We start from the raw sequence: 13622 nt of genomic DNA on the forward strand, positions 1-13622 counted from the left end.
CTGTGCCCACAGCATCAAGAACCATTAATCCAATATCGAGGCTTTCGTGTTATTAGAGCAACTGCGTGGCTATTTGTCCGAAATGAATATTTCTGCCACTGAGCAGCAACAATCACAATTGGTTGGTTTTGTCGAAATGCTAAATAAGTGGAACAAAGCTTATAACTTAACATCTGTGCGTGACCCAAAGCAGATGTTGGTCCGTCACGTGATGGACAGTTTAGCGGTTTCACCTTACCTTGACGGTAAGCACTTTATCGATGTTGGCACAGGGCCAGGATTGCCAGGTATTCCGCTAGCGATTTTGAATCCAGATAAAGAGTTTGTGTTGCTCGATAGCTTGGGCAAGCGTATTCGCTTTCAAAAGCAAGTGAAGTTTGAGCTGAAAATTGACAATATCAGCTCAGTAGAATCTCGAGTCGAAGCTTATCAGCCTGAGCAAAAGTTTGATGGAGTGCTTAGCCGCGCCTTTGCTTCAGTTGAAGATATGCTAACTTGGTGTCATCACTTACCCGCACAAGATGGTTGCTTTTATGCGCTAAAAGGGCAATTGTCTGAACAGGAGATGCAAAATATTCCTGCTGGTTTTACTGTGGCTGAAACCATTGTGCTTAAAGTGCCAACTTTGGACGAACAGCGCCACTTACTGAAAATTACCCAGTAAGAAATTATTACCGGACATCAATAATTTATAACAGGACGACATTGTGGGAAAAATTATTGCCGTAGCCAACCAAAAAGGTGGCGTAGGAAAAACAACGACTTGTGTAAACTTGGCTGCGTCGCTTGCAGCAACTAAGCGCAAGGTGTTGTTGATTGATCTTGATCCGCAAGGTAATGCCACAATGGGCAGCGGCGTCGACAAATACGATGTTGAAAATACAGCTTATGAATTACTGGTCGATGAAAAACCATTTGCAGAAGTGGTGATCAAAGATACGGTCGGTAAATACGATCTGATTGCGGGTAACGGTGATGTTACCGCGGCAGAGATCAAGTTAATGGAGTTTTTTGCCCGCGAAATTCGCCTGCGTAATGCTCTGGAAAGCGTCAAAGATGAATATGACTTTATCTTTATTGACTGCCCACCATCGTTGAATATGCTAACGGTTAATGCCATGAGCGCGGCTGACTCAGTATTAGTGCCAATGCAATGTGAGTACTACGCCCTTGAAGGCTTAACTGCACTTATTGATACCATCAGCAAATTAAGCGCCATGGTTAATAAAGACTTAACCATAGAAGGTATTTTACGTACCATGTACGACCCGCGAAATCGTCTATCTAATGATGTGTCAGATCAATTAAAACAACATTTTGGTGAGAAGGTTTATCGCACTGTTATTCCAAGAAATATTCGTCTAGCTGAAGCGCCAAGTTTTGGTGCTCCTGCCATGTATTACGATAAGAGCAGTGCTGGTGCTAAGGCTTATTTAGCCTTAGCAGGAGAAATTATTCGCCGTGCTGAGCAGCAAGATGCTCAAGCAAAAGAAGCCTAGGAACAGAGAATGAATTCAAAAAAACGTGGTTTGGGTAAAGGCTTGGATGCCTTACTGAGTAACAGCAATGCAGCGACTAAAAAAGCCGATGTAGCCATAGAGGCTGCTAGTGCTAACCAAGAAGGTCACGACCTTGTTGAACTTGCCATTGATTTACTGCAACCAGGCAAATACCAACCGCGTAAAGATATGTCTCCAGAAGCACTTGAAGAGCTTGCCGAGTCTATTCGCTCACAAGGCATAATTCAGCCAATTGTGGTGCGTAAAGTATCTGATACCCAATATGAAATTATTGCAGGTGAGCGTCGCTGGCGCGCATCGCAACTAGCTGGACTAGAGGCTGTCCCTTGTATCGTTAAGCAAGTGGCTGACGAAGCCGCTGTCGCAATTGCGTTAATTGAAAATATCCAACGTGAAGACTTAAATGCAATGGAAGAAGCCATTGCATTAGCACGTTTGAAAGACGAATTTGAGCTTACACATCAACAAGTTGCACAAGCGGTTGGTAAGTCGCGGGTAACCGTCTCAAATCTGCTGCGCCTTAATAGCCTTAACGAGCCTGTTAAGCGTTTACTTGAACATGGTGATATAGAAATGGGCCACGCTCGTGCGTTGCTTGCCATTGAAGGTGATATGCAAACTGAGCTGGCTAGATTGGTTGCATCAAAAGAAATGACTGTTCGAGAAACTGAACGACTAGTCAATAAAGCATTAAATCCTGCTAAAACTCCCGAAAAAGCCGTCAAAGATCACGATGTTGTCCGCTTAGAACAGCAGTTAATTGAAAAGTTAGGTGCGAAAGTGGCAATAAATCATGGCAGTAAAGGTAAAGGTAAAATCGTAATTAATTACCAGAATCTTGCTGAATTAGACGGTATTCTTAGCAAAATCCACTAAATATCCCCGCTAAAAATTGCTATACGGTAAGTTTGTGACGAGGTAGAGATTTCAGTTTTTATTAATTTAGACTTAAATCACCTTGAAAATCGCTGTTTTGACATGAACTAAGTTGCAAACAAACCCCGAGAAGGTATACTTTGCAGGCTTTTTGGATGTTAGCTCTCAGCGAACAAAATTCACTGTGTAGCAAGCTCACATAAAAGCATGAATGCGGAGAATTAAATTGAGTAATGTTTTAGCGCAGCGTGGTCGGCTTTCAGCCTATAAGCTGGTTGGATTGCAGGCAGTAGCAGCGATAGTAACTTCAATTTTATTTTTCGTAATGTGGGGAGCATTGTTTGGTCTATCAGCACTGGCTGGTGGACTTATTGCAGTACTCCCTAATTTTGTATTCGCAACCCTAGCATTTTCCCACGCGGGAGCAAGTGCATCAAGAAAGGTCGTACTATCGTTCTTTTTTGGGGAAGCGGTAAAGTTGCTGTTAACTATCGCATTATTTGCGCTAGCGTTCGGAGTGTTTAACGCAGAGTTTCTGCCGTTATTTTTCACTTACGCTTTGAGCTTGGTAGTGCCTTGGACAGCCCCTTTATACGTCAAGCAAAATTAAGTGAGATTAATCATGGCGACAACTGGTGAAGCATTAACTGCTACCGGATACATCCAGCATCACTTGACCAATGCTAAAATGTGCTTCGACGAAAGCGGAGTTGCTTTTAACTATGCATGTCAAGATGCTGGTTTTTGGACTTGGCACGTTGACTCACTTTTGTTTTCAGTTGGCTTAGGTATGCTATTTTTGTGGTTATTCCGCAAAGCTGGCAAGAAGGCAACAACTGGTGTTCCAGGCAAATTTCAATGTTTCGTTGAAATGTGTGTGGAAGGTGTAGATAGAATCGTTAAAGACTCATTTAGCGGTCGTAACGCACTAATCGCACCACTAGCTCTAACTATTTTCATCTGGGTATTCCTGATGAACTTAATGGATCTAGTCCCAATTGACTTCGTACCTGAAGCTGCAAACAGACTACTTGGTGTTCCTTACCTTAAAATTGTACCAACTACCGACTTAAACGTGACTCTAGGCATGTCTTTGAGCGTGTTTGCGTTGATTATTTTTTACAGTATCAAGGTTAAGGGTGTAGGTGGTTTCACTAAAGAAATGACCTTAAATCCATTCAACCATTGGGCACTTATTCCAGTTAACTTAATTCTGGAAACAGTAACCTTGGTTGCGAAGCCTATCTCTCTAGCGCTTCGTCTGTTTGGTAACCTGTATGCAGGTGAGTTGATCTTTATTCTGATTGCGTTAATGCCTTGGTGGGCACAGTTCGCATTATCAGTGCCTTGGGCGATTTTCCATATTTTGGTAATTGTACTTCAGGCGTTTATCTTCATGATGCTGACAATTGTTTATTTAAGCATGGCACATGAAGAACATTAATTTAATTAAATTAGTTATTTCGGAGATAAAATGGAAACTGTAATTAGCTTTACAGCAATCGCTGTTGCAATCATGATTGGCTTAGCAGCGCTAGGTACTGGTATTGGCTTCGCTATCTTAGGTGGTAAGTTCTTAGAAGCTTCTGCTCGTCAGCCAGAACTTGCTCCAGCTCTACAAACTAAAATGTTCATCGTAGCTGGTCTACTTGATGCGATCTCTATGATTGCAGTTGGTGTTGCATTATTCTTCGTATTCGCGAACCCATTCGTAGCTCAACTAGCTGGTTAATTTAGCACCCTATAAGGAGTTGTCGTTATGAGTATTAACGCTACCCTGCTAGGCCAAGCGATCTCTTTTACACTCTTCGTGTGGTTCTGCATGAAGTTTGTATGGCCGCCGCTGATTAATGCTATCGAAGAGCGCCAAAAGAAAATTGCTGATGGTCTGGCTGATGCCGGCCGTGCTGCAAAAGATCTAGAGTTGGCTCAAGCGAAAGCTACAGAGCAACTTAAAGAAGCTAAAGCAACAGCTAACGAAATTATTGAGCAAGCTAACAAGCGTAAAGCTCAAATCGTTGAAGAAGCAAAAGCAGAAGCAGATGCTGAGCGCGCTAAAATTATCGCTCAGGGTCAAGCAGAAATTGAAAGCGAACGTAATCGCGTGAAAGATGACTTGCGTAAGCAAGTTGCTACTCTAGCCGTAGTTGGCGCAGAGAAGATTCTTGAGCGTTCGATTGATCCAGAAGCGCACAGCGACATTGTTGATAAACTTGTTGCTGAAATTTGATAGGGGATTTGAGTTATGGCTGAATTAAGCACCATCGCTCGCCCTTACGCAAAGGCAGCTTTTGATTTTGCTGTTGAAAATCAAGCAGTGGACAGCTGGACAGAAATGTTAGCTTTTGCTGCATTGGTAAGTGAAAACGAATCAATGCAACCACTGTTAAATGGCACTCTAGCGAGCGCCGAAATCGCATCACTATTTATTAAAGTATGTGGCGAGCAAGTAAACGAGCAAGGGCAGAACCTAATTAAGGTTATGGCTGAGAATAATCGTTTAGCGATACTACCTTCAGTATCAGAATTGTTCGTTGAGTACCGCAATGAGTGGGCGAAAGAAGTTGAAGCACAAGTTACTTCAGCTTCTGAGCTAAGCGATGAGCAAAAACAGCAAATTAGTGTTTCTTTAGAGAAACGTCTCGCACGCAAAGTTAAGCTGAACTGTAGCATTGACGCATCGCTATTAGGCGGTGTGATTATTAAATCAGGCGACCTAGTCATTGATGGCTCGGTAAGCGGTAAATTATCGCGTCTGTCTGAAACGCTACAGTCGTAATTGGGAGTTTGAGCATGCAACTGAATTCCACTGAAATCAGCGATCTGATTAAGCAGCGGATCGAGCAGTTCGACGTCGTTAGTGAAGCTCGCAACGAAGGTACTATCGTTGCAGTAAGTGACGGCATCATTCGCATTAACGGCCTTGCCGATGTAATGCAAGGTGAGATGATCGAATTGCCAGGTGGCCGTTTTGCAATCGCGTTGAACTTAGAACGTGATAGTGTCGGTGCCGTAGTGATGGGCCCTTATGCTGATCTAGCAGAAGGCGCAAAAGTAAAAACCACTGGTCGTATTCTTGAAGTACCAGTAGGTAATGGTCTATTAGGCCGCGTTGTTAACACTCTTGGTGAGCCAATTGACGGTAAAGGACCAATCGATAACGATGGTTTCTCTCCTGTTGAAGTAATTGCTCCAGGTGTTATTGAACGTAAATCTGTATCACAACCAATTCAAACTGGTTATAAAGCCGTTGACGCTATGATCCCAATCGGTCGTGGTCAGCGTGAGCTTATCATTGGTGACCGTCAGACTGGTAAAACAGCGATGGCTATCGATGCAATTATCAACCAGAAAGATTCTGGCATTAAGTGTGTTTACGTAGCAGTTGGTCAAAAAGCATCAACTATTGCAAACGTAGTACGCAAGCTAGAAGAACATGGCGCGCTAGCTAACACTATCGTAGTGGTTGCATCAGCTTCTGAAGCTGCAGCACTACAATACCTAGCACCATACTCTGGTTGTTCTATGGGTGAATACTTCCGTGACCGCGGTGAAGATTCTTTAATCGTATATGATGATCTATCTAAGCAAGCAGTTGCTTACCGTCAGATCTCACTACTATTGAAGCGTCCACCAGGACGTGAAGCATACCCAGGTGACGTATTCTATCTACACTCTCGTCTACTAGAGCGTGCATCACGCGTAAACGAAGAGTATGTAGAGAAGTTCACTAACGGTGAAGTAAAAGGTAAGACTGGTTCTTTAACCGCACTACCTATTATTGAAACCCAAGCTGGTGACGTATCAGCGTTCGTACCTACCAACGTAATTTCGATTACCGACGGTCAGATCTTCCTAGAGACCGACCTATTTAACTCTGGCCTACGTCCAGCGGTTAACCCAGGTATTTCGGTATCTCGTGTAGGTGGTGCAGCGCAGACTAAGATCATCAAGAAACTGTCTGGTGGTATCCGTACCGCACTTGCACAGTATCGTGAGCTTGCAGCGTTCTCACAATTTGCATCTGACTTAGATGATGCAACTCGTGCTCAACTTGAGCATGGTGAGCGAGTAACCGAATTAATGAAGCAAAAGCAATATGCTCCTATGAGCGTAGCTGCACAGGCTGTGTCTATTTTCGCAGCTGAAAAAGGCTACCTAAAAGCTGTTGCTATCAATGAAATCGGTCGCTTTGAAGCCGCTCTGCTTGCATACATGAACAGCGAACATGCTGAGCTTATGAACAACATCAACGCTACTGGCGATTACAACGCTGATATCGAAGGTGAGTTAAAAGCAGGCATGGACAAGTTCATTGAAACCCAAACCTGGTAATAATTATCGGGGTGTCATAAGACACCTTCGGTCCCAGATTGGAGAGTAGAGATGGCCGGCGCAAAAGAGATTAAAACCAAGATCGCGAGTGTGAAAAACACTCAGAAGATCACTTCCGCTATGGAAATGGTAGCTGCGAGTAAAATGCGTAAAGCACAAGACCGCATGGAAGCTAGCCGTCCATATGCAGAAAATATGCGTAAGGTGATCGGTCACGTCGCGCAAGGTACTCTTGAATTTAAACATCCATATTTGGAAGTTCGAGATGCTAAGCGGGTTGGTTACATTGTTGTGGCAACCGACCGTGGCCTTTGTGGTGGTTTGAACATCAACTTGTTTAAGCAAGTTGTTGCAGACATGAAGAAGTGGAAAGACCAAGGTGCTGAAATTGAGTTCTGCCCAATTGGTGCCCGTTCTGTACAGTTCTTCAATAGCTTCGGCGGTGATATCGCTGCCCATGCATCAGGTTTAGGTGACGAGCCTAAGCTAGCTGACCTAATTGGTACAGTTCACGTGATGCTACAAGCTTACAACGAAGGCAAACTGGATCGTCTATTCATCGTATACAACAAGTTTGTAAACACGATGACTCAGACTCCTGTGATCGAACAGCTGCTACCTTTGCCTAAATCGGAAGAAGAAGTAGCTAAGTATCCTTGGGATTACATTTACGAGCCGGATCCAAAAGCAATTTTGGAAACATTATTAACTCGTTATGTTGAGTCTCAAGTTTATCAAGGCGTTGTTGAAAACGTTGCTTCAGAGCAAGCTGCCCGTATGGTAGCGATGAAAGCAGCAACCGATAACGCTGGCGAACTAATCGACGATTTGCAATTAGTCTATAACAAGGCCCGTCAGGCTGCGATTACGCAAGAACTGTCGGAAATTGTATCAGGCGCTGCAGCGGTTTAGGTTAGGTAACGAATTTAAGTTTAGAGGATTAATCATGAGCACAGGTACTGTTGTCCAAGTAATTGGCGCGGTTGTGGACGTAGAGTTTCCACAAGATTCTGTACCTCAGGTATATGACGCTCTGAAGATCACAGGTGAAGGCGCCTGTAATGGCTTGGTGCTGGAAGTTCAGCAGCAGCTAGGTGGTGGTGTAGTTCGTACCATCGCTATGGGTTCTTCTGATGGTCTGCGTCGTGGTCTTGAGGTTGAAAACTCAGGTGCACCTATTTCAGTTCCGGTTGGGGAAAAAACCCTTGGCCGTATCATGAACGTTTTAGGTCAACCTATCGATGAAGCAGGTGAAATTGGTGAAGAAGAGCGTTACGAAATTCACCGTGAAGCTCCTTCATACGAAGATCAATCGAACACAACTGAACTTCTAGAGACTGGTATCAAGGTAATCGACCTTGTATGTCCATTCGCTAAGGGTGGTAAAGTTGGTCTGTTCGGTGGTGCGGGTGTTGGTAAGACAGTTAACATGATGGAACTGATTAACAACATCGCTAAGGCACACTCGGGTCTTTCTGTATTCGCTGGTGTAGGTGAGCGTACTCGTGAGGGTAACGACTTCTACTACGAGATGGAAGATTCAGGCGTACTTGATAAAGTAGCCATGGTATACGGTCAGATGAACGAGCCTCCAGGAAACCGTCTACGCGTAGCGTTGACTGGTCTGACTATGGCTGAGAAGTTCCGTGACGAAGGTCGTGACGTACTATTGTTCGTTGACAACATCTACCGTTACACACTTGCAGGTACCGAGGTATCAGCACTTCTAGGTCGTATGCCTTCTGCGGTAGGTTATCAGCCAACTCTAGCTGAAGAAATGGGTGTTCTACAGGAACGTATTACTTCAACTAAGACTGGTTCGATTACTTCTGTACAAGCTGTATACGTACCTGCGGATGACTTAACGGATCCGTCACCAGCTACAACCTTCGCTCACTTAGACGCGACAGTTGTACTTTCACGTAATATTGCATCGCTAGGTATTTACCCTGCGGTTGACCCACTGGATTCGACTTCTCGTCAGCTAGATCCACAAGTAGTTGGTCAAGAGCACTATGACGTTGCAAGTGGTGTACAAACAGTATTACAGCGTTACAAAGAGCTGAAAGACATTATTGCTATTCTGGGTATGGACGAATTATCTGATGAAGATAAGACAACTGTATTCCGTGCACGTAAGATTGAGAAATACCTATCTCAACCTTTCTTCGTAGCAGAAGTCTTTACAGGTTCTCCAGGTAAGTACGTTTCTCTTAAAGACACTATCCGTGGCTTCAAGGGCATCTTGGAAGGTGAATTCGATCACCTACCAGAGCAAGCGTTCTACATGGTTGGTTCTATCGACGAAGTAGTCGAAAAGGCTAACAAAAAATAAATAACTAGGCCGTAAAGCTTAGTTCTTTAAGGAGAACTTGATGGCAGCCATGACAGTCAAACTTGATATTGTTAGTGCGGAAAACAGCATGTACCACGGCGAAGTGAGCTTCTTTGAAGTGAGCGGCGTTGAAGGTGAGTTAGGTATCATGCCTAACCATGCTCCATTACTAACAAAAATCAAACCTGGCATGGCGCGCATTATCAAGCAAGATGGCAGTGAAGATGTGATGTACCTTTCAGGGGGAATCCTCGAGGTACAGCCAGCTTCTATCTCTGTGCTTGCAGATGTAGCAATGCGCGCTGATGATATTGATGAAAAAGCTGCGCTTGAAGCTAAGCAACGTGCTGAGCAAGCAATTGCAAATGCCGGTGCTGACTTCGATTACGAAGCGGCAACAATCGAATTAGCTAAATCTTTAGCTCAATTACGTGTTGTTGAAACCATCAAAAAGAATATCGCCAGATAATTTGATTATTTGCGTAATACTAGGCGGTGCTTGTAAAAGCATCGCCTTTTTTATGCCTTTTTTATGCCTGTTTTTCAGTTATTACCTGTATTTTCATTACCAACAGTTACTTGTATATCCCGTCACATCGCATCTTTGTTTAATTGGCTTGAATTCAAATTCAGTGCACTGAGAGTCAGCTCACTAATAGCTATATAACCTAACTGTATGCTGATTTTCTTGTGAGTAAGCCAAACCAGTAATTCTTATCTCCACTATTATTCTCAATGGCATACCTTTAATTTGTGAAAGCAAACATGAGCCCAATCTGCTATTGAACGAGCGTTGTTCCAGTCACGATAAGTTGTAATTAACTGTGCATCGCATTTGATACGCTAATGAATTAAAATTGTCGCTTTGGTTGAGTCTTTAAAATCCCAAGGGAAAGTTAAAGGAAAATTTTATGTCGTTAAATGTTGTTATCTTAGCTGCAGGCAAAGGAACCCGCATGCGCTCAGATCTACCTAAGGTGCTTCACCCAATTGCTCATAAAAGCATGGTGCAGCATGTGATTGATACCGCCAACTCATTGGGTGCGAGTGGTATTCAGTTAGTTTATGGCTATGGTGCAGATAAGCTACAAGCAAACCTAGGGGAACAAGCGTTAAATTGGGTACTACAAGCTGAGCAGCTTGGTACTGGTCATGCTGTTGCGCAGGCAAACCCAAATATTAACGATGACGACACTGTACTCATCCTTTATGGCGATGTACCGCTTATTCAACAATCGACCCTTGAAAAGTTGTTGCAAGCTCGCCAACAAAATGGCCTGGCTATTTTGACGGTAAACCTTGCAAACCCAACAGGCTATGGCCGAATCGTACGTAATGAAGGTAAGGTCGTTGGTATCGTAGAGCAAAAAGATGCAAATGCAGAGCAACTGCTGATCAACGAAGTGAATACCGGCATTATGGCTGTACCGGGCAAACAGCTGAAAACCTGGTTAGAGAACCTGTCGAATGACAACGCGCAAGGTGAGTATTACCTAACTGATATTATCGCCATGGCCCATGAGCAAGGCGTTGCTATTACTACAGCACAACCAGAGTCTGCAATAGAAGTTGAAGGGGCTAACAACCGCGTACAGTTAGCTCAGTTAGAGCGCGCTTATCAGCTTCGAGAAGCTGAAAAACTGATGTTAAATGGTGCTAATCTGCGTGACCCTGCTCGTATTGATATCCGCGGAGAGGTCAGTTTGGGTATGGATGTAATGATCGATGTAAACGTAGTGCTTGAGGGTAAAGTTGCCTTAGGTAATAACGTGTCTATTGGCGCTGGTGCAATCATTATTAATTCTGAAATTGCTGACGACGCAACCATTAAACCTTACTCAATTATCGAAAACGCCAAAGTTGGCCCATCAAGCAGTGCAGGCCCATTTGCTCGTATGCGTCCTGGCAGTGAGTTAGTTGAAGATAGCCATATTGGTAATTTTGTTGAAATGAAAAAAGCCCGCTTAGGTAAAGGTTCTAAAGCAGGGCACTTAACATACCTAGGTGATGCAGAAATTGGTGCAGGGGTAAATATTGGCTGCGGTACTATTACTTGTAACTATGATGGTGCTAATAAGCACCTAACTAAGATTGAAGATGATGTTTTTGTGGGCAGCGACACTCAACTCGTGGCGCCTGTTACTATTGGTAAAGGTTCAACTTTAGGTGCGGGCTCAACAATTACTAAAGATGTGGGTGAAAATGAACTGGTGATAACCCGTGTTAAACAACGTCATTTAAAGGACTGGCAGCGTCCGGTAAAGCAGCCTAAATAGTGATCACTCACACAAACATTAACACGCCAGGTTACATAATCTGGCGTTTTTTTTAACAAAAAAGCAATCAAGGTAAAGGTTGCGTAAATACAGAATAAATGCAAATCGTTCTCATTTATTATCCCCGCCATAAAATAGAGATGAGGGTGATATTAGATGAAGTTACTAACCAAGGTTTCATGCCTTTCTGTTGCGATTGCAAGCAGCCTAGCTGCAACTGCAGTAAGTGCAAATGAGCAAATCGTTGCAGAACCTGATACCAGCAATATTGAGCGAATTCAGGTTAAAGGTCGCAGCTTTAACGACTACAAAGTTGGCAGTGCATCTGGGGCTATGCGCGGCAACATCAGTTTGATGGATACACCACAGTCTGTGAATGTGATCCCTGACTTTGTAACCGATGAGCAGCTTGCTACCAACCTTTCTGAAGTGTTAGTTAACGACTCTAGTGTTACCGGTGGTAGCGAAAAGTGGAACCGCCAGGTATTTAATATTCGTGGTTTTGAGCTATCTTCAGGTTCAGGCTACCTAGTTAATGGTCATCAGCAGTGGTCGCACTATGTTCAGCCTATCGAAACCTTGCAACAAGTTGAGGTGCTTAAAGGCCCATCAAGCATGTTATACGGTCAGTCAGGTCCTGGTGGCTTAATTAACATGGTGACCAAAAAGCCAACTTACGAAAGTTTCTATGAACTTGGTTTCGACACTGACCAAAACGGTTCAACTCGCTTCCAGCTTGATGCGGGTGGCGCACTAAACGAATCTGAAACGATCCGTTACCGTTCTGTATTGGTAAAACAGGACACTACCTACTGGCGTGAATATCAAGATGGCACTAACCAAGAGCGTGATCGCTGGTTAGGTTACATCAATCTAGAATTTGACTTAACTGACGACTTATTACTGTCGGTTAAGTATGACCATACCCAAGATAAAACCGGTATTGACCGCGGTGGCTGGTTAGACAGCAACGGCGAGTTAATTGGTGGTCGTGACATGATTTGGGATCAGCCTTGGGCATTTACCGACAATACTATTAGTAACTTTGGTGCCGACTTAACCTACCATATGTCTGATGAATGGAATGTCAAAGTGGGTTATAACGACCAGCAATTCAACCGTCAGCGTTTAGACTCATCGCCAAGCTACAACGAAAATGCAATGACTGAAGGTTATACTATCAGCCCATTCGATCGTTATGATGACTGGCAACACAAGACTGCTTTTGTTGACTTCAATGGTGAGTTCTCAACTGGCAGTATTGGTCACCAAATGCTAATTGGTGCCAACATGCTTGACTACTACTATGGTCAATTACGAGTAAAAGGCGCAACTGAGACTGTTCAAGTTGGCGCTCCAGTTCCTCGTCCTGATCTTGATTACAACGACGATGACTCCTTGTATCAAACAGATTACAAGCACTATGGTTTTTATGTGCAAGACTTAATCACGCTTAACGACAACTGGCAAGTGCTTGCTGGTGTTCGTTATGACGAGCAAAAGAAAGATGGTGAGGGTAACAACAGTTACGCGGTATCACCTAAGTTTGGTGTAATTTACTCGCCAGCTGAAAACGGTAGCATCTATGTTAACTACTCTAAGAGCTTTACTCCTCAAGGAATGGTTAATGATGAGAAAGACGTTAACGACAAGCTTAACCTAGACCCTGAATACGGCACTCAGTACGAAATTGGTACTAAGTGGGAATTCTACGACGGTGGCTTAATCTTAACGGGTGCGGTATTTGATATTACCGTTGATAACGTCACAGTTACTGAAGACCTTGAAACACCTATTGGTGATAAAGAAACCATTACTACTCAGTCTGGTGAGCAGCGCCACAAAGGTTTTGAAATGGGCGCTCAAGGTCAGCTAAGTGAAAAGTGGTTTATGACAGGTTCTATGATGTACTTAAATGCTGAGTATGTTCGTCCAGAAACTGATGCGCTAAACGGTATGACTCCAATTGATGCTCCTGAGTGGTCTGCAAATATTTGGACTCGCTATGAAATGACTGATGAGCTAGCACTTAACTTTGGTGCTGTGTATGTTGGTGAGCGTTTTGCTAACACCACTAACACAATCACTAAAGACGGTTATGTGCGCTTTGACATGGGGGCAGCATACGAAACAGAGCTATTCGGTAGTGATGTTAGTGTACGTATGAATATCAAGAACCTATTTGATGTTGATTACCTAGAAGGTGGTTCATACAACGATGTTACTGTTGGTGACGGTCGCCATGTTAGCCTAGCATTACAAGCTAAGTTCTAGCACTTT

General features: G+C 43.6%; 14 protein-coding genes. All 14 read left to right on the plus strand.

Annotation, left to right across the window (positions count from 1 at the left end; genetic code table 11):
• Positions 1 to 46: 46 nt before the first annotated feature.
• The 14 genes from rsmG to G3R49_RS15160 all read left to right on the plus strand — a co-directional run bounded on the left by rsmG (position 47) and on the right by G3R49_RS15160 (position 13616).
• Complete coding sequence (gene rsmG / locus G3R49_RS15095) at positions 47 to 664, plus strand: 16S rRNA (guanine(527)-N(7))-methyltransferase RsmG (RefSeq protein ID WP_130599761.1); 618 nt, start codon at positions 47 to 49, stop codon at positions 662 to 664.
• Positions 665 to 707: 43 nt separating this feature from the next.
• Positions 708 to 1499 (plus strand): ParA family protein, encoded by a 792-nt coding sequence (locus G3R49_RS15100; RefSeq protein ID WP_130599759.1) that lies wholly within the window; start codon positions 708 to 710, stop codon positions 1497 to 1499.
• 9 nt (positions 1500 to 1508) lie between these two features.
• A complete protein-coding gene (locus G3R49_RS15105; RefSeq protein WP_167870246.1) occupies positions 1509 to 2396 on the plus strand; it encodes a ParB/RepB/Spo0J family partition protein in 888 nt (295 codons plus the stop codon).
• 226 nt (positions 2397 to 2622) lie between these two features.
• Positions 2623 to 3006, plus strand: a complete 384-nt coding sequence (locus tag G3R49_RS15110) for an ATP synthase subunit I (RefSeq protein WP_130599755.1) — start codon at positions 2623 to 2625, stop codon at positions 3004 to 3006.
• A 12-nt stretch (positions 3007 to 3018) separates the two neighbouring features.
• Positions 3019 to 3840, plus strand: coding sequence for a F0F1 ATP synthase subunit A (atpB, locus tag G3R49_RS15115; protein ID WP_130603411.1), 822 nt, complete (start codon positions 3019 to 3021; stop codon positions 3838 to 3840).
• A 30-nt stretch (positions 3841 to 3870) separates the two neighbouring features.
• Positions 3871 to 4128, plus strand: a complete 258-nt coding sequence (gene atpE / locus G3R49_RS15120) for a F0F1 ATP synthase subunit C (RefSeq protein ID WP_130599753.1) — start codon at positions 3871 to 3873, stop codon at positions 4126 to 4128.
• 27 nt (positions 4129 to 4155) lie between these two features.
• The gene (atpF, locus tag G3R49_RS15125; RefSeq protein ID WP_130599751.1) at positions 4156 to 4626 is read left to right on the plus strand and encodes a F0F1 ATP synthase subunit B; all 471 of its coding nucleotides are present in this window, start codon (positions 4156 to 4158) and stop codon (positions 4624 to 4626) included.
• Positions 4627 to 4641: 15 nt separating this feature from the next.
• On the plus strand, positions 4642 to 5175 hold the full coding sequence (atpH, locus tag G3R49_RS15130; RefSeq protein ID WP_130599749.1) for a F0F1 ATP synthase subunit delta: 534 nt from the start codon (positions 4642 to 4644) through the stop codon (positions 5173 to 5175).
• A gap of 14 nt (positions 5176 to 5189) precedes the next feature.
• The gene (gene atpA / locus G3R49_RS15135) at positions 5190 to 6731 is read left to right on the plus strand and encodes a F0F1 ATP synthase subunit alpha (protein ID WP_130599747.1); all 1542 of its coding nucleotides are present in this window, start codon (positions 5190 to 5192) and stop codon (positions 6729 to 6731) included.
• Between the two features lie 51 nt (positions 6732 to 6782).
• Entirely contained in the window at positions 6783 to 7643 is an 861-nt protein-coding gene (gene atpG, locus G3R49_RS15140; RefSeq protein ID WP_130599745.1) for a F0F1 ATP synthase subunit gamma, read from the plus strand.
• Between the two features lie 34 nt (positions 7644 to 7677).
• Positions 7678 to 9066, plus strand: coding sequence for a F0F1 ATP synthase subunit beta (gene atpD / locus G3R49_RS15145; RefSeq protein WP_130599743.1), 1389 nt, complete (start codon positions 7678 to 7680; stop codon positions 9064 to 9066).
• A gap of 40 nt (positions 9067 to 9106) precedes the next feature.
• Complete coding sequence (locus tag G3R49_RS15150) at positions 9107 to 9535, plus strand: F0F1 ATP synthase subunit epsilon (protein WP_130599741.1); 429 nt, start codon at positions 9107 to 9109, stop codon at positions 9533 to 9535.
• Positions 9536 to 9977: 442 nt separating this feature from the next.
• Entirely contained in the window at positions 9978 to 11342 is a 1365-nt protein-coding gene (glmU, locus tag G3R49_RS15155) for a bifunctional UDP-N-acetylglucosamine diphosphorylase/glucosamine-1-phosphate N-acetyltransferase GlmU (protein ID WP_167870247.1), read from the plus strand.
• A gap of 156 nt (positions 11343 to 11498) precedes the next feature.
• On the plus strand, positions 11499 to 13616 hold the full coding sequence (locus G3R49_RS15160; RefSeq protein WP_167870248.1) for a TonB-dependent siderophore receptor: 2118 nt from the start codon (positions 11499 to 11501) through the stop codon (positions 13614 to 13616).
• Positions 13617 to 13622: the final 6 nt, after the last annotated feature.

Source organism: Shewanella sp. WXL01, assembly GCF_012263345.1.
In the GTDB taxonomy this organism is placed as follows: Bacteria; Pseudomonadota; Gammaproteobacteria; order Enterobacterales; family Shewanellaceae; genus Shewanella; species Shewanella maritima.

Bases quoted from the DNA above. Each gene is read 5' to 3' on its own strand.
- G3R49_RS15105 (WP_167870246.1), top strand. From the start codon at position 1,509: ATGAATTCAAAAAAACGTGGTTTGGGTAAAGGCTTGGATGCCTTACTG.
- atpB (WP_130603411.1), top strand. From the start codon at position 3,019: ATGGCGACAACTGGTGAAGCATTAACTGCTACCGGATACATCCAGCAT.
- atpE (WP_130599753.1), top strand. From the start codon at position 3,871: ATGGAAACTGTAATTAGCTTTACAGCAATCGCTGTTGCAATCATGATT.
- atpF (WP_130599751.1), top strand. From the start codon at position 4,156: ATGAGTATTAACGCTACCCTGCTAGGCCAAGCGATCTCTTTTACACTC.
- atpH (WP_130599749.1), top strand. From the start codon at position 4,642: ATGGCTGAATTAAGCACCATCGCTCGCCCTTACGCAAAGGCAGCTTTT.
- atpA (WP_130599747.1), top strand. From the start codon at position 5,190: ATGCAACTGAATTCCACTGAAATCAGCGATCTGATTAAGCAGCGGATC.
- atpG (WP_130599745.1), top strand. From the start codon at position 6,783: ATGGCCGGCGCAAAAGAGATTAAAACCAAGATCGCGAGTGTGAAAAAC.
- atpD (WP_130599743.1), top strand. From the start codon at position 7,678: ATGAGCACAGGTACTGTTGTCCAAGTAATTGGCGCGGTTGTGGACGTA.
- G3R49_RS15150 (WP_130599741.1), top strand. From the start codon at position 9,107: ATGGCAGCCATGACAGTCAAACTTGATATTGTTAGTGCGGAAAACAGC.
- glmU (WP_167870247.1), top strand. From the start codon at position 9,978: ATGTCGTTAAATGTTGTTATCTTAGCTGCAGGCAAAGGAACCCGCATG.
- G3R49_RS15160 (WP_167870248.1), top strand. From the start codon at position 11,499: ATGAAGTTACTAACCAAGGTTTCATGCCTTTCTGTTGCGATTGCAAGC.